16 protein-coding genes are annotated in these 17,651 nt (G+C 61.1%); 12 read left to right on the top strand and 4 right to left on the bottom strand.

The window, feature by feature from the left end; translation table 11 throughout:
• Positions 1-102: 102 nt before the first annotated feature.
• The 3 genes from betA (at position 103) to phaeop14_RS09825 (ending at position 2,690) form a co-directional block, all read left to right on the top strand.
• Positions 103-1,758: a choline dehydrogenase gene (betA, locus tag phaeop14_RS09835; protein WP_096789417.1), complete on the top strand. Its 1,656-nt coding sequence runs from the start codon at positions 103-105 to the stop codon at positions 1,756-1,758.
• A 180-nt stretch (positions 1,759-1,938) separates the two neighbouring features.
• Positions 1,939-2,178, top strand: coding sequence for an HP1242/YdcH family protein (locus phaeop14_RS09830; RefSeq protein ID WP_096789416.1), 240 nt, complete (start codon positions 1,939-1,941; stop codon positions 2,176-2,178).
• 323 nt (positions 2,179-2,501) lie between these two features.
• On the top strand, positions 2,502-2,690 hold the full coding sequence (locus tag phaeop14_RS09825; protein ID WP_040170432.1) for a hypothetical protein: 189 nt from the start codon (positions 2,502-2,504) through the stop codon (positions 2,688-2,690).
• A gap of 104 nt (positions 2,691-2,794) precedes the next feature.
• On the opposite strand, the gene phaeop14_RS09820 is transcribed toward phaeop14_RS09825, so the two are convergent.
• The 3 genes from phaeop14_RS09820 to phaeop14_RS09810 all read right to left on the bottom strand — a co-directional run bounded on the left by phaeop14_RS09820 (position 2,795) and on the right by phaeop14_RS09810 (position 6,797).
• A complete protein-coding gene (locus tag phaeop14_RS09820) occupies positions 2,795-4,183 on the bottom strand; it encodes a helix-turn-helix domain-containing protein (protein WP_040170434.1) in 1,389 nt (462 codons plus the stop codon).
• A 125-nt stretch (positions 4,184-4,308) separates the two neighbouring features.
• Positions 4,309-5,520 (bottom strand): multidrug effflux MFS transporter, encoded by a 1,212-nt coding sequence (locus phaeop14_RS09815; protein ID WP_096789415.1) that lies wholly within the window; start codon positions 5,518-5,520, stop codon positions 4,309-4,311.
• A gap of 47 nt (positions 5,521-5,567) precedes the next feature.
• Positions 5,568-6,797, bottom strand: a complete 1,230-nt coding sequence (locus tag phaeop14_RS09810) for a M10 family metallopeptidase (protein WP_244905747.1) — start codon at positions 6,795-6,797, stop codon at positions 5,568-5,570.
• Positions 6,798-7,014: 217 nt separating this feature from the next.
• Here phaeop14_RS09810 and phaeop14_RS09805 point away from each other — a divergent pair, with 217 nt between their 5' ends.
• The 7 genes from phaeop14_RS09805 (at position 7,015) to phaeop14_RS09775 (ending at position 13,733) form a co-directional block, all read left to right on the top strand.
• Positions 7,015-8,547 carry an acyl-CoA carboxylase subunit beta gene (locus phaeop14_RS09805; protein ID WP_040170441.1) on the top strand — a complete coding sequence of 511 codons (1,533 nt, stop codon included), beginning with the start codon at positions 7,015-7,017 and terminating at the stop codon, positions 8,545-8,547.
• Between the two features lie 425 nt (positions 8,548-8,972).
• Positions 8,973-9,347: a DUF6497 family protein gene (locus phaeop14_RS09800; protein ID WP_244905746.1), complete on the top strand. Its 375-nt coding sequence runs from the start codon at positions 8,973-8,975 to the stop codon at positions 9,345-9,347.
• A 283-nt stretch (positions 9,348-9,630) separates the two neighbouring features.
• The gene (locus tag phaeop14_RS19745; RefSeq protein WP_014880466.1) at positions 9,631-9,771 is read left to right on the top strand and encodes a hypothetical protein; all 141 of its coding nucleotides are present in this window, start codon (positions 9,631-9,633) and stop codon (positions 9,769-9,771) included.
• 69 nt (positions 9,772-9,840) lie between these two features.
• Positions 9,841-10,197 carry an SH3 domain-containing protein gene (locus tag phaeop14_RS09795; protein WP_014875159.1) on the top strand — a complete coding sequence of 119 codons (357 nt, stop codon included), beginning with the start codon at positions 9,841-9,843 and terminating at the stop codon, positions 10,195-10,197.
• 552 nt (positions 10,198-10,749) lie between these two features.
• Positions 10,750-10,953, top strand: a complete 204-nt coding sequence (locus phaeop14_RS09785) for a hypothetical protein (protein WP_040170447.1) — start codon at positions 10,750-10,752, stop codon at positions 10,951-10,953.
• Positions 10,954-11,153: 200 nt separating this feature from the next.
• Positions 11,154-13,199 carry an acetyl-CoA carboxylase biotin carboxylase subunit gene (locus phaeop14_RS09780; RefSeq protein WP_096790275.1) on the top strand — a complete coding sequence of 682 codons (2,046 nt, stop codon included), beginning with the start codon at positions 11,154-11,156 and terminating at the stop codon, positions 13,197-13,199.
• Between the two features lie 9 nt (positions 13,200-13,208).
• Positions 13,209-13,733: a hypothetical protein gene (locus tag phaeop14_RS09775; RefSeq protein WP_241770547.1), complete on the top strand. Its 525-nt coding sequence runs from the start codon at positions 13,209-13,211 to the stop codon at positions 13,731-13,733.
• A gap of 88 nt (positions 13,734-13,821) precedes the next feature.
• On the opposite strand, the gene phaeop14_RS09770 is transcribed toward phaeop14_RS09775, so the two are convergent.
• The gene (locus phaeop14_RS09770; protein WP_040170450.1) at positions 13,822-14,427 is read right to left on the bottom strand and encodes a DUF4174 domain-containing protein; all 606 of its coding nucleotides are present in this window, start codon (positions 14,425-14,427) and stop codon (positions 13,822-13,824) included.
• A gap of 130 nt (positions 14,428-14,557) precedes the next feature.
• Between phaeop14_RS09770 and phaeop14_RS09765 the strand changes: the two genes are divergently transcribed.
• Positions 14,558-15,565, top strand: a complete 1,008-nt coding sequence (locus tag phaeop14_RS09765; protein ID WP_244905745.1) for a hypothetical protein — start codon at positions 14,558-14,560, stop codon at positions 15,563-15,565.
• Positions 15,528-17,651, top strand: a complete 2,124-nt coding sequence (scpA, locus tag phaeop14_RS09760; RefSeq protein ID WP_096789412.1) for a methylmalonyl-CoA mutase — start codon at positions 15,528-15,530, stop codon at positions 17,649-17,651. The genes phaeop14_RS09765 and scpA overlap by 38 nt, the downstream gene beginning before the upstream one ends.

Raw genomic sequence — 17,651 nt, 5'->3', positions numbered from 1 at the left:
ACAATGATGAGGCAGATTCGGGATGCCTCAAGGACAAGCCGCGCCAGGGCGCGGTGCCACAGGCATCCTTGACCCACCCCGAATCCGCAATGGAGAGACGCAATGAATGCGGATTATGTGATTGTCGGCGCCGGATCAGCCGGCTGTGCCATGGCGTATCGGCTCAGTGAGGCCGGGAAATCGGTGCTGGTCATCGAACACGGGGGCACAGATGCGGGCCCCTTCATCCAGATGCCTGGCGCGCTGAGCTATCCGATGAATATGTCGATGTACGACTGGGGGTATAAATCCCAGCCGGAACCGCATCTGGGGGGCCGTGAACTGGTCTGCCCACGTGGTAAGGTGATTGGCGGGTCGTCCTCGATCAACGGGATGGTCTATGTGCGCGGCCATGCGGGCGATTACAACCATTGGGCCGACAGCGGCGCTGCGGGCTGGTCCTACGCCGACGTGCTGCCCTATTTCAAACGCATGGAAACCTGGGATGACCGTGGCCATGGCGGCGATCCCGACTGGCGTGGCACCGACGGCCCGCTGCATGTGACCCGCGGCCCCCGCGACAACCCGCTGCACGCAGCCTTCGTCAAGGCAGGGGAGCAGGCCGGCTATCCGGTGACCAAGGATTACAACGGCGAGCAGCAAGAGGGCTTTGGCCCGATGGAAATGACGGTCCACAAGGGCCAGCGGTGGTCGGCTGCCAACGCTTATTTGAAACCTGCCCTGAAGCGCGACAATTGCGAGATGCTCCGCGCCCTGGCGCGCAAGGTGGTCATTGAGGACGGGCGCGCCGTTGGGGTGGAGGTCGAGCGCGGCGGCAAGATCGAAGTGATCCGGGCAAAGGCCGAGGTCATTCTTGCGGCATCTTCGCTGAACTCGCCCAAGCTGCTGATGCTCTCCGGCATTGGTCCGGCGAAACATCTGGCCGAACATGGTATTGAGGTTGTGGTTGACCGCCCCGGCGTCGGGCAAAACCTGCAGGATCATCTGGAATTCTACTTCCAGTTCGCCTCCAAACAGCCGATTACGCTGTTCAAATACTGGAACCTCTTCGGCAAGGCGTTGGTCGGCGCGCAGTGGCTCTTCACCAAAACCGGCCTGGGGGCCTCAAACCAGTTCGAAAGCGCCGCGTTCATCCGCTCTGACAAGGGCGTGGACTACCCGGATATCCAATACCACTTCCTTCCGATTGCCGTGCGCTACGACGGGCAGGCCGCAGCTGAAGGCCACGGGTTCCAGGCCCATGTCGGCCCGATGCGGTCGGATTCGCGCGGGGAGGTCACGCTGGCCTCTGCCGACCCCAAGGACGCGCCGAAGATCCTGTTCAACTATATGTCGACCGAGAAGGACTGGGAGGATTTCCGCAAATGTGTCCGCCTGACCCGCGAAGTCTTTGCGCAGGATGCGATGAAACCCTTCGTCAAACATGAGATCCAGCCCGGCGACGCGCTGCAGTCTGACGAAGAGCTGAACGGTTTCATCAGAGAGCACGTTGAAAGCGCCTATCACCCCTGTGGCACCTGCAAGATGGGTGCGGTGGAGGATCCGATGGCGGTGGTTGATCCGGAATGCCGGGTCATCGGCGTTGAGGGTCTGCGCGTTGCCGACAGCTCAATCTTTCCCCGCATTACCAATGGCAACCTCAATGGACCCTCGATCATGACCGGCGAGAAGGCCTCCGACCATATTCTGGGCCGCCGCCTGCCGTCGTCCAATGCGGAACCCTGGTTCAACCCGAATTGGGAAGGCTCACAGCGCTAACCACTATACGGCGATCCCGGTATCACGATCGCCCTTGGTAACGATTCCTGAAACGCCCGCTGCACAATGTTGCGCGGGCGTCTTTTTTATGCGCTGCCGCCGGGCGTTTGATCCGCGTCAAAGTGGCTGGCAGGCCGTCGCCTTAAGCTCTGGCTGACGCTGAGAAAAAGGAGCGAACAGATGTCCAACACCCCACATGAGCTGGCCGAAGAATTCCCCGATAAAACCGCGCAGATCAGCCAGCTGAAACAATCTGACGCGCATTTTGCCAAACTTTCGGATGAGTATCACGCGGTGAACCGAGCGGTGCATCGTGCGGAAACCAATGTGGAACCGGTCAGCGCCGAGGTCGAAACCGGCCTGCGCAAACAGCGCGCCGCACTGAAGGATGAAATCTGGGGCATTCTGTCCAAGGCGTGAACTCTGCCGAATATACAGCGCGGAAGGGCGCCTTGGGCGCCCTTTTGTTATTGAGGGTGTAATTCGGACGGTTCAACGAAGGGGCCATATTGGTCATGAAGCCTGCAGAAAACAGACCCGGCACGCCACGGCTGCGCAGGTTGTGGAAACAATGCAGCAATAGGGGGTGACTGTTTCCGCCGCACCGCGAAGATTAACCAAATTTCATCAAATTTGAGGCAAAATAGGGTGATCTCCCACACTTTCGTATAGTCTGGATACAGCAAACGAATGGGCTTCGGCGCGGATCATTGCCGAAGCGGTCAGAGTTGAGGAGACGCCAGATGGAACAGAGCTGCCAGACTGTTTTTGGTGAGGACATGCACGGAACCGCTGGGACTGACAGCGATGCCGAAATTCTGGCGGCTGTGCGCCGGGTCCTGACCGCCGAGGACATCAGCCATCCGGATGTTGTGGAGCCGCCCCGGAAAGCCTCCTTTGTGTCCACACTTCTGACCCGGCTGCGCGGCTGATCTGCCTGTCTTGTGTGCAGGCCGCTGCGCCACCCGGGGATCAGGGCCCCTGCGAACCCCTTAGCAACGTCCTTCTGTAAGGAATTGTGCCGCAGCCGACACGGTCAGCTCACCTCATAGGGCAGCACGCCGCGTTGGTCGGTGTCGATGCTCAGCCGACGTTCCAGCGGTGGCACCGACCGCTGATGACAGTCGCGCCGCTCGCAAATGCGGCAGGAAATCCCGATCGGCTCATAGGCGCTGTCCTGGCTCACATCCAGCGTATCCGCATAGACCAGCGCATCGGCGTGGCGGACCTCACATCCCAGCGCGATGGCATAGCGGCGCACCGGTGAGCCAAAGGAGCCGCCGGGTTTTGAGACATCCCGCGCCAGCGAGATATAGCGCACCCCGTCCGGCGTCTCTGCCAGCTGCCGTAGGAACCGCCCCGGCGTTTCAAACGCGCGGTGCACATTCCATAAGGGACAGGCGCCGCCGAAACGGGCGAATTGCAATCTGGTGGCCGAGTGGCGCTTGGTGATTGTGCCCGCCTGATCCACCCGGACAAAGAAAAACGGCACCCCCTTGGCACCGGGGCGCTGCAGCGTCGACAGCCGGTGGGCCACCTGCTCGATTGAGGCGCCAAAGCGCGTGGAGAGAAGTTCCAGATCGTGGCGGCATTCGACCGCCGCTTCCAGAAACTGCCGATAGGGCATCATCGCCGCCCCGGCGAAGTAATTGGCCAACCCGATCTTGGCAATGGAACGGGCCGCGTCGCTGTGGAATTTTGCAAAATCCAGCGTCGCCTCCAAGAGGTCATTCTGATGCAGCAGTGCCACCTGCAACAGCAGCTGAAACAGCTGTGTCTGCGGCGAAGCCCGGTTGGACAGTCGCAGCACCTTTCCCGCCGGATCAAATTTGCGCAGCCCGTCGATATCGCCGAACACCACGCTGATCCCGGCCTGATCCAGCGCCGCGATTGCCGCGCTGCGCGCATCCAGCCGCCCGCAGAAATTCTCTGCCGCGCGGTCGACCGCGTCGATATAGTTGTCACAATAATGGAAAAAGTCGCGCACCTCTTCCCAAGGGGAGGCCTGAATGCGCGCATCCTCCCGCCCCAGGGCTTCATCGAGTGAGGCCAGCCGTTCATGGGTCTGTCTATAGGCACGGTGCAGGGTCAGCAGCGCCCGCGCCAGGGCTGGTGCGTTGGAAGCCGTCAGCCGCAGATCCGCCATCGGGGGCGTGTCATCGGCAAAGACAGGATCGGCCATCACTTCGCGCATGTCACTGACCAGCCGCTCACTGTCGCCGGCAGACAGCTCCGTCACGTCCAGACCAAACTCCTGCGCCAGCGCCAGCACCACAGTTGTCGACACCGGCCGGTTGTTGTTTTCCATCTGATTGAGATAGGGCAGGGAGACGCCCAGTTTGGCGGCAAACTCCTTCTGTGTCAGCGACAGGCGCAGCCGCATTTCCCGCAGCTTGGCCCCGGCATAGAGTTTCTGTTGCGCCATGTGAGCTACCTTTGCAAACTGAGGGTGTCGCAATTGTAGAATTGCAAATCAATTGGCGCAATAGGGGGGCTGGACTGAGGTGTTGAGCGCCCCGGCTGCGGAACGGCTCCTTTCAGATACCCGGTTCAGATACCCAATGATTTCTCGCGACGGATCACCACCCGGATCGAGACGAAGCCCAGAACGGCGGTCCCCAGCATGATCGCCAGCAGGGGCACCGGGGTTGAACCGGGCACCAGCAGATAGCCGGCATAAGCGCTGAGACCCGCGCCCACCCCAATCATAATCGCCCCTGCCAGGCCAGAGGCTGTCCCCGCCAGATGCGGGCGCACAGAAATGGCACCCGCCGTGGCATTGGGGATCGCCATACCGTTGCCCAACCCGACAAAGGTCATGAACCCGAAGAAGGAATAAACACTATCTGCGCCAACCAGCGCCAGTCCCAGCGACAGCGCCACGCCAATCCCGTTGATCAGACAGCCCCATAATACCATCTGGTTGAGGCCAATCCGCACAGAGTAACGCCCGGACAGAAAATTGCCAACGAAATAGCCAACGGCGGGGGAGGCGAAATAGACCCCAAGCTGCGCCGCCGACAGCCCATAGACCTGGGTCCCCATAAAGGGCGCGCCGCCGAGATAAGCGAAAAACGCCCCTGACGAGAGGCCCGAGGCCAGCGAATAGCCCCAGAAACGCGGCGACCGCAGCAGTTCCGGGTATTCACGAAACTGCGCCATCAGCGTCTTGCCACTCTTGCGCGCGGTTTCACCCAGATCCAGATAGGCGATCGCAAATGTGCCAGCACCCAGCGCCATCAACAGCCAGAAGTTCGCCTTCCAGCCGATGGTTTCCTCCAGTGCTCCGCCAATCATCGGACCGATCATCGGCACAACGGCCATGCCCATGGTGACATAGCCGATCATGCTGGCGGCCTGATCGCTGTCATAGATGTCGCGCACGGCGGCGCGGCTCAGCACCATAGCCGAAGCAACGATCGCCTGGCACATCCGGAACAACAGGAAAATCTCGGCCGAGGGCGCGTAAAGACAGCCCAGCGTTGCCAGAAGGAACAGCGCCACCCCCCAGAGGATCACCGGGCGCCGTCCCAATTTGTCCGATATCGGTCCGACAACGATCTGGACCACCGCGCTCACCGCGAGGTAGAGCGCGACCGACAACTGCATGAGACTATAATCAGCATCAAAATACCGTGCCATCCCAGGAAGGGAGGGCAGAAAGATATTCATCGCCAGCGCCGACAGTCCTGATAGCAGGATCAGCGTGCCGATATTTGGGTTGGACCGGCGGTCCAGAAATCGCCGCGGAATGGTTCGCATGTGAACGAGTTAGGTCACACCGCGGCGATTGTCCATATTTAGCAGTCTCAGACCAGCAGATCGTCGCTGATTTGATCCAGCGTCATGTTGCGCAGGGTGATGCTGTGGTTGCCCTCAAGATCAAAGTAGAGATCGTCCCCCACCTCACTGGCGCGGGCCAGCACATCCGCTTTGCTGCCGTGACCCACGATCCGGAGGGTGTCGATATCATCCTGAAAATCGCGGATCGTGTCATTGCCGCCCTTGCGGGCAAAGATGAACAGATCCGCGCCGCTGTTGCCCACCAATCGGTCATTGCCGCCAGCGCCGTTCAGCCGGTCATTGCCGCCTCCGCCGACCAGCAGATCCACACCGCTGTTGCCGTTCAGCGCGTCATTGCCGCCGTCGCCACGCAGCGTGTCGCGCCCGCCGCCGCCCACCAGCCGGTTGCTTGCATCATTGCCGGTGATGCGATCACGTCCGCGGCCGCCGATGGCATTCTCAATGGTGACCCCCTCGGCAATGGTCACATCACTGTCGGCATCAAAACTGGAGAAATGCATCTCTCGCAGGTCCAGCGCCACCGCAGTGGTGCGGTCGCTGGCGTTGAAGGTATCCGTCCCTCCGGTGTCCCAAACCACATCCACTGTATCCGTGCGCGATCCGCGATACGTGGTGTTGCCGGTGTTGAAATCCGCAGCCCCCCAGATGTCCTGCAGTGCCAGCACATCAAACAGCATCATTGCATCGCTGTCCTGGCCGTTCACCGGATTCTCCCGGTAGGACATCACAGAATAGAGGTTGCTGTCATAGTCTTCGGGTAGGTTTGAATCATGGGTGTGCTGCAGGCCAAGAGCATGTCCCAGTTCATGCAGGATCAGGCTCTCGCGATTGTCCTGTGACATATCCAATGTGTTATCAAACACCGCATAGCCATCCCAGCGGGTAATGTCATCGCCGCGGTAGCTCATGCTGTAGCCGCCGATGCCGACGGTGCTGCCCGGTATCGTTACCGAGCCAAGGTTGAGGTCCGGATCACTGGAACCTTGGACCTCGACAAAATCGACGTTGAGGAAGGTCTCGATATGGTCGAAAGCCTCAGCGAAGGCGGCTCTCTCTGCGGCGCTGAAATTTTGCCAGCCGGAGTAGTTCGAGCCGGTGGGCAGGTCGCCCGGCGCGGAGGTGCCCGCGAACTGATAAGTGATGGTGAGGCGGGGTGCATTGTCGGTGTTGACCGGGTTGCGGGTATAGAACCCGTCGAACTGCATGGCTTGGATGATCTGGGAAGGTTGTAACATGGGGGGTGTTCCGTTTCCGTTAGTCGACCCCGGTGATACGAGCACATCCGTCAGCACATCAAGAACGCCCGCCGCTTCGGCCGTCTCTGCGCGGTTCTGTGCTGATTTGCAAATTAGCGAAGCTTCTACGCAAATGCTTTGCAAATTTGCCATTATTGCCTTTGGCTTCGCGTGTTCAGCGTTTATGGTCGCCTGAAATTCAACAGGGGGCATGGCCATGAAAGATATCCTTTCCGAGCTAGAAGACCGTCGCAACGCAGCGCGACTGGGTGGCGGACAAAAGCGGATCGACGCCCAGCACGGGCGCGGCAAACTGACCGCGCGCGAGCGGATCGAGCTGCTGTTGGACGAGGGTAGTTTCGAAGAATTCGATATGTTCGTGGCGCACCGCTGCACCGATTTCGGCATGGAAAACCAACGCCCCGCGGGCGATGGCGTGGTCACTGGCTGGGGCACCATCAATGGCCGGATGGTCTATGTTTTCAGCCAGGATTTTACCGTGTTTGGCGGCTCCCTGTCGGAGACCCACGCGCAAAAGATCTGCAAGATCATGGATATGGCGGTGCAGAATGGCGCGCCGGTCATTGGTATCAATGATTCCGGTGGCGCGCGCATTCAGGAGGGCGTCGCCTCGCTCGCCGGATATGCCGAAGTGTTCCAGCGCAACATCATGGCCTCCGGTGTGGTGCCGCAGATTTCCGTCATCATGGGCCCCTGTGCCGGCGGCGCGGTCTACTCCCCCGCGATGACCGATTTCATCTTCATGGTGAAAGACACATCCTACATGTTCGTGACCGGCCCCGACGTGGTGAAGACCGTCACCAATGAGGTCGTGACAGCCGAAGAACTGGGCGGGGCCTCGACCCACACCAAGAAGTCCTCGGTGGCCGATGGGGCGTTCGAAAACGATGTAGAAGCCTTGGCAGAGGTCCGCCGACTGGTCGACTTCCTGCCGCTGAACAATCGCGAAAAACCGCCGGTGCGCCCCTTCTTTGATGAGCCGGGCCGCGTTGAGACCTCGCTCGACACGCTGATTCCAGAGAATCCCAACACACCCTACGACATGAAGGAGCTGATCCACAAAGTCGCGGACGAGGGGGATTTCTACGAAATTCAGGAAGATTTCGCCAAAAACATCATCACCGGTTTCATCCGCCTTGAGGGGCAGACCGTGGGAGTTGTCGCCAATCAGCCGATGGTTCTGGCGGGCTGCCTCGACATCGATTCCAGCCGCAAGGCTGCACGGTTTGTCCGCTTCTGTGATTGTTTCGAGATCCCGATCCTGACGCTTGTGGATGTGCCGGGTTTCCTGCCGGGCACCAGCCAGGAATACGGCGGTGTCATCAAACATGGCGCGAAACTGCTCTTTGCCTATGGTGAGGCGACCGTGCCTAAAGTGACCGTCATTACCCGCAAGGCCTATGGCGGCGCTTACGACGTGATGGCGTCCAAACATCTGCGCGGCGATTTCAACTATGCCTGGCCGACCGCGGAAATCGCGGTGATGGGCGCCAAAGGGGCGACCGAGATCATTCACCGCGCCGATCTGGCGGATGCAGACAAGATTGCCGAGCATACGAAGGACTACGAGGAGCGCTTTGCCAATCCGTTTGTGGCGGCGGAACGCGGCTTCATCGACGAGGTGATCATGCCGCAATCCACCCGCAAACGCGTCAGCCGCGCCTTTGCGTCGCTGCGGGGCAAGCAGCTGAAAAACCCGTGGAAGAAACACGACAATATCCCTCTTTGAGGTCCGGACCATTCCGGAATTCCTGAACCCAGACCCTTGCGGCCAAAGGTAAATATCGCCTTGGTTGCGAGGGGAGATGAGGATGCAACCCTGATGTCAACGCCACGATTTGCCGGGATATGCTGCCGCGATGGCGGGGAAAGCCTGTGGGAAATCAGAGGTCTGGAACCAATCCTCGGCAATCAGGGTGGATTGTTCGCAAAATGCGATCAATTTGAGCGACCACGGGCGTTAGCGCCCACATTTGCGTCTTTGTTTGACACCGGAACCGAATCTGCCCCATGATCCGCGCCAGCTCATATCGGACAGCGCGCACCGCGTGTGCAGCGCCTGCAGCCCCGACAGGAGGAGCCCATCGTTTTTGGGGTCGGGGCTGCGGTATTGGGCCTGTCATCACATCTGTTTCCTGCGCCTCTCTTATTGCGTTGGCCCTGTGCCTTGGCACTGCGGGGCAGGCGGATGCTGGTCCCTTTGATGTGCCCTCGGGGCAGAGCGTCGATCTCCATGAGGTGCTTCTCGATGAAGCCGCTGGCGAACTCTGGGTGCGCTTCCGCTTTCTGGCGCCACAGATCGCACGCGATCTCGCTGTAATTAGCTACGAACAGGCGGCACCGGATATGGACCACCTCTGCCAGACACTTGCCTTGGCCTACCTGCAGCAGCATCAGCTGGCGCCCGCCCGCGTGGTGATTTCGCTGTCGGACCGTGCAGTGCCCTTTGGCGAGGCGGATGCCGCCGCAACCCAATTCTTCGAAAGCTACCGCCCCGAAGGTGACAGCTGCATCTGGGAGGCCTTCTGATGATCTCCTGTCTGCCACCGGATATTCGCGCCGGAGACCTCCGGTCGTTGCATCTGGCTCCGGTCGCTCCCGGCGTCACAAATACGCCGATCAAGGCTGAAAACTGGCGCTTTTTTGCAGCTTTATCCTGCGAACTGCCGCCGTGTTCGGCTTTGGGATGTGAAACGGTGCGCATCTCGGCTATTCTCGCGCCGGATCACATGCGTGTGATCTGTTATTTGAGGATGAGGCAGGCGCCGGCCGTGGCCCGCGCAGGTTTCAAAGACACAATTGGGAGACAGAAATGTCCAAAAGCATCAAACTCGTTGCCCTCGCGGGCCTGCTTGCAGCCGCCGCAGCCTGCGCACAGCAGGAAGAAGAATACGTCGTTGTCGAGCCCGAGCCGATTTCGGCTGAGCCTGTCTACACCGGCAAATACAAGTAATCACTACAGGGGTCCGGCCCTGCGGCCGGACTCCACCGTCCCGCGGGGTGCCGGATCGGAGGCACCATCATGCTAAAACACCGCGGCTTCCCCGGTCGTCTGCCGGGCACCGATTTTCAATTCATCATTCGTCGACCCAACCCCAAAGGGGTCACGCCAATCACCAGGCGCGAGCGGTTTCGTGACCGCCGTCCGGCGGACCGGCGTGCCGATGCCGGTTTCATGCAGGCGCTATGGGACTGCTTTGGCGATCAGCCTTTTGAACGGGGCAATCTGGATGCGGGCCGTCTCAGCTGGCTGTTTGGCCGCGAGGTGATCGCGGCTGAAGACCCGTTTGATCCCGAAAGCTATGAGGCACTGCTGGTCATCGACGTCGATGCCGCCCAGTTGTCCTTTCCCGAGGTTTTCGACGGAAGCGCCCGTTAGGATGTCGGCCGGGATCCTGCATAGCCCTCTTTGCTGTGACCGCCATGTGGGGCGGTTGCGGCACGGTGGTGACGACAGGAACCCGGCGAATCTGTTGCTGGCGTCGTCCACGGATCTGCCTGTTTTAAGGGCCATAAAGCGGCCCGTCGGACTGCGGGGCGGTGACACTAACTGGCGGTCAAATAGGCCTTTTTGGGCTGATTTCGGCGTAATTTTGCACGGAACTTTCCAGTTTGCGCGACTTCTCGCCAAATCCGCGTGGTTTGTAATTCTGGGGATGTTTCTGCGCCGGGCTGGAGGCAATCTGAAAAAGACAGGTCAGCCTGTCGTGCATCTGATCCAGCCCCTTCGCCTGGAAGGGCAGGTTTGCCCCCCCAATCGCGGCCTGCCCATTTTTTCCTTGGATGCAAAGGCGGAAGCTTGCCAATTGCCCCCCAGTGTTTGGCAGGCTTCTGCGCATCCTCTTGATGCAGATCGGATATCCTTGCCTCCTGTTCGGGGGGCTGCAAACAGTTGTGCAGAGCTTGGATCACACAACGAAGGATCACCCCCATGCAGGCAAAACTCATCCTTGCGGCCTTTGGCCTCTGCACCACACTTGCGGCCTGTGGCGATACCACGGGCGAACAGGTCGTCTATGGCGCCGGCGCCGGCGCGGTTGGCTCGGCGCTGCTCAATGGCAATCTGGTCACCGGTGCTGCCGTTGGTGCCGCCGCTAATGTCATCTACTGCAAGGAAAATCCGCGCAAGTGCTAAGGCCGGTTGCCCGCAGACAGGCCTGACGTCTGACCGCTTGACCCGCGCGGGCATGCGCCAGAACCGCATATCCATCACCGCACAAAGGCTGCGCCCGGAGATCTCTCCGGCGTGGCCTTTTTTGTGCTCCGACGAAGCCAAGACCGTGGCGGGGCATGTCCTCGCGCCTCACGGAAGACACCGAAGACAAGGGACAGCCAATGTTTGAGAAGATCCTGATCGCCAACCGGGGCGAGATCGCCTGCCGCGTCATCAAGACCGCCCGCAAGATGGGCATCAAGACCGTTGCCATCTATTCGGACGCCGACAAGCAGTCCCTGCATGTGAAGATGGCGGATGAAGCCGTCCATATCGGCCCGCCGCCCGCCAACCAGTCCTATATTGTCATCGACAAGGTGATGGAGGCGATCCGCGCAACTGGCGCACAGGCGGTGCATCCGGGCTATGGTTTCCTGTCGGAAAATGCCAAATTCGCCGAGGCGCTGGCCGCTGAAGGCGTCGCCTTTGTCGGCCCGCCGGTTGGCGCGATTGAAAGCATGGGCGACAAGATCACCTCGAAGAAAATCGCGCAGGAAGCGGGTGTTAGCACCGTTCCCGGCTACATGGGGCTGATTGCCGACGCCGACGAGGCGGTGAAGATCTCCAATGAGATCGGCTACCCGGTGATGATCAAGGCCTCCGCCGGCGGCGGCGGCAAGGGCATGCGGATCGCCTGGAGTGACGCCGAGGCCCGTGAAGGTTTCCAGTCCTCCAAAAACGAGGCGGCGAACTCCTTTGGGGATGACCGGATTTTCATCGAGAAATTTGTGACACAACCGCGCCATATCGAAATTCAGGTGCTCTGCGACGCCCATGGCAATGGCATCTATCTGGGGGAGCGGGAATGTTCGATCCAGCGCCGCAATCAGAAAGTGGTGGAAGAGGCGCCGTCGCCGTTCCTCGATGAAGACACCCGCCGCGCCATGGGCGAACAGGCCGTGGCGCTGGCGAAGGCTGTGGGATATGCCTCCGCGGGCACCGTGGAATTCATCGTCGATGGTGAGAAGAACTTCTACTTCCTGGAAATGAATACCCGCCTTCAAGTGGAACACCCGGTCACCGAGCTGATCACCGGTGTCGATCTGGTCGAGCAGATGATCCGCATCGCCGGGGGAGAGCCGCTGTCGATCACCCAGAACGACGTCAAGCTGAACGGCTGGGCCATTGAAAACCGCCTTTATGCCGAAGATCCCTATCGGGGGTTCTTGCCCTCCATCGGGCGTCTGACCCGTTATCGTCCGCCGCAGGAGGTTGCCGCAGGCCCGTTGCATGACAGCGGCAAATGGCAGGGGGATGCCCCGGCCGGTGAGCTTGCTGTGCGCAATGACACTGGCGTTTTTGAAGGCGGCGAAATCTCGATGTATTACGATCCGATGATCGCCAAACTCTGCACCTGGGGTCCCACCCGCGAGGCGGCGATTGCGGCAATGCGGGATGCGCTCGATGGGTTTGAGGTTGAGGGAATTGGCCACAACCTGCCGTTCCTCAGCGCGGTGATGGATCACCCGATCTTCATCGCAGGCACCATGACCACCGCTTTCATCGAGGAGCAGTATCCCGAGGGCTTCAACGGGGTCGAGCTGCCGGAACAGGATCTGCGCAAGATTGCAGCCGCCTCTGCCGCCATGCACCGGGTTGCGGAAATCCGCCGCACCCGCGTATCTGGGCGGATGGACAATCACGAACGCAAGGTCGGCAGCGACTGGGTTGTGACCCTTCAGGATGTCGCCTTCAACGTGACGGTTGATGCGGATCGTGACGGCTCCACCGTGCGCTTTGACGATGGCAGCGCGCTGCGCGTCGCCTCCGACTGGACGCCCGGCGACCAGTTGGCGCGGCTCACCGTGGGGGATGACAGTCTGGTGGTCAAGGTTGGCAAGGTCTCCGGCGGTTTCCGCATCCGTTCGCGCGGGGCCGATCTGAAGGTCCATGTCCGCACCCCGCGTCAGGCCGAACTGGCCACGCTGATGCCGGAAAAAATCGCCCCCGATACCTCCAAACTTCTGCTCTGCCCGATGCCGGGACTGGTGGTGAAACTGGAGGTCGAAGTCGGCGATGAGGTGCAGGAAGGTCAGGCGCTTTGCACGATTGAGGCGATGAAAATGGAGAATATCCTGCGCGCGGAGAGGAAAGGCGTGGTCAGCGCGATCAACGCCGCCGCTGGTGACAGCCTCGCCGTTGACGAAGTGATCATGGAATTCGAATAACACCACATGATGTCGGTGCAGTCATATCACAAACTGGCGCGTGTCGCCTGTGTGGCGCTGGCCCTTTCGGGGCTGGCGGGCTGCGCCTTGCAAGATGAGGCGGCGGCCCGTGCCGCCGTTGGCGATTGGGTGCAGCTGGGGGAGACGCAGTATTACTTCTCCCGCCGCAACTGCGCTGCAGGCGTGTTTGAGGTGAAGGCGACCCGCATTTCATCGCTGCTGACCAAGGCGCGGTCGATCCGCGCGGGGCTGCGCCACCTCGACAAAAACCGACCCGTCGCCTTTGAGGTCGACGGCCTGTCGCCCAATATGGTCTCGGTTCAGGTGATGACGATGGATCAGGGCCGCGGCAACGGCATTTTTGCAGCCGGCATCGTTGGTAAGGACTGCATGCTGGAGGAGGTCAGCCGCGCTTATCTCTTGGCGCTGCTCGATCCCACATCTGTGTTGATTTATGAACCGCGCGCCCGTTTTATGGCGGTGGTGGATCGCAGCAACCGACGCCTGTTTTACGCGCAGGGCGGGGGGGCGTGATGCGCCGTCGCTCTCTTCTTGGCGCTTGGCACTCAAGTTGCAGCGGCACCCGCAACCGCGGCACCAGCCTGCAGCGGACCGTGCCTGATCAGCTGCCGCGCCGCTCCTCCACCTCGCGCAGGCGGGAGGGGAATTTGTCAATTGTCCGGCTCAGCTCTCGCACGGTCCAAGGTTGCGGTTTGCGCAGTTTGACGCCGCCATCCTTGCCGATCAGCACCAGCATGAACCCCCTTGGCCGCAGCTTTTTGCGCAGCGCAGATTTCACGCCGGGGTCGGTATCGGTCAGCACGACGACATCCCGCTCCAGCAAGGCCTCGGCCCCGTCCGCCAACCGCTCCATCTGTTCGTGGAAGCGTGGATCAGCAGGGCTGTCGGCAAACACCACGATGGGCCGATGCAGCCACATCAGCTCATCGAGATCAACACTGGCGCCGGGTCGCACCAATTGCACCAGCGGGTCGGCAGGCGGATCCGCAACCTCTGCCAGCGCCTCGGCGTCGCTTGCCCCAGGCGATGTGGTCTCTTCCGTCATGACCCCGGCGTCCTCCGCGGCAGCAGCGGCAGCCTGTTGTGCTAGGCCTGCAGACGGCAGCCCCATGGCAAGCAGAGCCGCCAGCCCCAGTATCCCAGCCGATCCAATCCGCGGTTCGGCTAGCCCAAAACGGTTTTTTCCAAAGACAAACAAGTGTTTCATCAGCTCTCCTGTAGCGATGAATATATGCCCCATCCCGGTAATTGCGATGGGGAATCCTGCGCTCGGGGCAAAAAAAGCGCGCCCCCGCAACAGCCGCACACGGCGCATTAACCGCATCGTCAGCCTCCCTGTGGCACGCTCTTGGCCTCTGCAAACGCGGCTGTCTGCCCTGCGCGACGCCACCATCGGGACGACACTGGCTATGGATATCATGCTACATATCGGCGCGCATCGCTGCGCGACGGGGTATTTTCAGGGCTTCCTCGCCCATCACGCGGCGCGGCTGCGGCAGGACGGGCTTGCGATCTGGGGGCCGGAGCAGACCCGCAACGGGCTGTTCCATGGCATTCAACCCGGCCCGGCGCCGGTCACCGGTCGTGATCTGGCAACCCGCGCGCGGGGCCGTCTGCGGTTGCGTATCGCGACAGAGGCCGCCGCCGGCGCCCAACGCCTGCTGATCAGTGACACGGATCTGATGGGCAGTGCCCATGACCTTCTGCAGCAGCGCCAGCTCTATGCCGGGATTGGCGTGCGTCTTGCCCGCTTCGATGCCGCCTTTGACGGGCAGGTGCGCGACGTGATGCTGAACCTGCGCAGCCCGGATCGCTTCTGGACCTCACTGCTGACCCAGATGGTGGCCAATGGGCACCCGCTGCCCTCGGCTGCGGTGCTGGGACAGATCGCCGCCCATCCGCGCAGCTGGCGCGACGTCATCACCGATATCGCCTGCGCAATGCCCAATGCCCGTATCCGGGTGATGCCTTATGAAACCTATGGCGATCGCCCTGAGGTACAGCTGGCCCTGCTTGCAGGTCCACGTCTGGCGCGGGTCTCGCTCTCGGATCGGCTCAACCGTTCCGACGGGCTGCCAACCCTGCGCCACCGCCTGGCCGCCAACGTGGCCCGCGATCTGCCGCGCGGGGAGGGCCGTTGGAGCCCGTTTTCCGACATTCAATCCGCAGCGCTGCGCGAGCGCTACGCCGACGATCTGATGTGGCTGCAAGGCGGCGCCGATGGTCTGGCAGAGCTGATGCGCGACCCTGACAAACACGCGGTGGGCTCGAACCCGCCCCCCTACGACCTGACAAGAGGAACTTCCGATGACGACCAAAACCGACGATTGGCGGGCTCTGGCTGAAAAGGAACTGCGCGGCCGCCCGCTGGACGCGCTGACCTGGAACACGCTGGAAGGTATTGATGTCAAACCGCTCTATACTGAAGCGGATACCAAAGATCTGCCCCATATGGGCACCTTGCCCGGCTTTGGCCCCTTTACCCGCGGGGTGAAGGCCACGATGTACGCAGGCCGCCCCTGGACCATCCGCCAATATGCGGGCTTCTCCACCGCTGAAGAATCCAACGCCTTCTACCGCCGCAACCTCGCCGCCGGTCAGCAGGGCGTCTCAGTCGCTTTCGATCTCGCCACGCACCGTGGTTACGACAGCGATCACCCCCGCGTTGTCGGTGATGTCGGCAAGGCCGGCGTCGCCATCGACAGTGTCGAGGACATGAAGGTCCTGTTTGACGGCATCCCGCTGGATCAGGTCTCGGTCTCCATGACCATGAACGGCGCGGTGATCCCGATCCTTGCGAACTTCATCGTCGCGGGCGAGGAGCAGGGCCATGACAAATCACTGCTGGCAGGCACCATTCAGAACGACATTCTGAAAGAGTTCATGGTCCGCAACACCTATATCTATCCGCCCGAACCCTCGATGCGGATCATTTCGGACATCATCGAATACACCTCGAATGAGATGCCGAAATTCAATTCCATCTCGATCTCCGGCTATCACATGCAGGAGGCGGGCGCGAACCTCGTGCAGGAGCTGGCCTATACCCTTGCGGACGGGCGCGAATATGTGCGCGCCGCGATGGAGGCAGGCATGGATGTGGATAAATTCGCAGGCCGTCTGTCGTTCTTCTTCGCCATTGGCATGAATTTCTTCATGGAAATCGCCAAACTGCGCGCCGCCCGGACGCTCTGGCATCGTGTGATGACCGATTTTGGCGCGCAGAACGACCGCTCCAAGATGCTGCGCACACACTGTCAGACCTCGGGCGTCAGCTTGCAGGAGCAGGATCCCTATAACAACGTGATCCGCACCGCCTATGAGGCCATGTCGGCGGTTCTGGGCGGCACGCAATCCCTGCACACCAACGCGCTGGACGAGGCCATCGCGCTGCCCACCGATTTCTCCGCCCGCATCGCCCGCAACACCCAGCTGGTGCTGCAGGAGGAAACCGGCGTCACCAATGTGGTCGATCCGCTGGCCGGCTCCTACTATGTCGAAAGCCTCACCAATGAGCTGGTGGAAAAGGCCTGGGCGCTGATGGAGGAGGTCGAGGAGATGGGCGGCATGACCAAGGCCGTCGCCTCCGGGATGCCGAAACTGCGCATCGAGGAAAGTGCCGCCAAACGTCAGGCGATGATCGACCGCGGCGAAGAGGTGATCGTCGGCGTCAACAAATACCGCAAGGAGAAGGAAGACCCGATCGACATTCTGGATGTCGACAATGTTGCCGTCCGTGAAAGCCAGATCGCCCGTCTCGAAACCCTGCGCGCAGACCGTGACAACGCCGCCTGCGAGGCCGCGCTGGACAATCTGACCCGCGTCGCAAAGGAAGGCGGCAACCTTCTCGCCGCCGCTGTCGAAGCTGCGCGTGCGCGCGCCTCAGTCGGAGAGATCTCCATGGCAATGGAAAAGGAATTCGGCCGCCATAGCGCCGAGGTCAAAACCCTCGCCGGGGTCTATGGTGCCGCGTATGAGGGCGACGAAGGCTTTGCCGCCATTCAGAAATCCATCGAAGACTTTGCCGAGGCAGAGGGCCGTCGCCCGCGTCTTCTGGTGGTCAAGATGGGTCAGGACGGTCACGACCGCGGCGCCAAGGTGATCGCCACCGCCTTTGCCGATATCGGTTTTGACGTCGATGTCGGCCCGCTGTTCCAGACCCCGGATGAGGCCGCACAGGACGCCATCGACAATGACGTGCATGTGGTCGGGATCTCGTCACAGGCGGCGGGTCACAAAACGCTGGCCCCGCAGCTGGTCAAGGCGCTGAAGGAGCAGGGCGCAGAGGATATCATCGTGATCTGCGGCGGGGTCATTCCGCAGCAGGACTACCAGTTCCTCTATGACAATGGCGTCAAGGCAATCTTTGGCCCCGGCACCAACATCCCCGAGGCGGCGCAGGACATCCTGAAACTGATCCGCCAGAGCTGA

This window comes from Phaeobacter piscinae, from assembly GCF_002407245.1.
GTDB classification, from domain to species: Bacteria; Pseudomonadota; Alphaproteobacteria; order Rhodobacterales; family Rhodobacteraceae; genus Phaeobacter; species Phaeobacter piscinae.
Note: the sequence above shows the minus strand (reverse complement) of the source record. Positions and strands in the feature narration are given on the sequence as shown.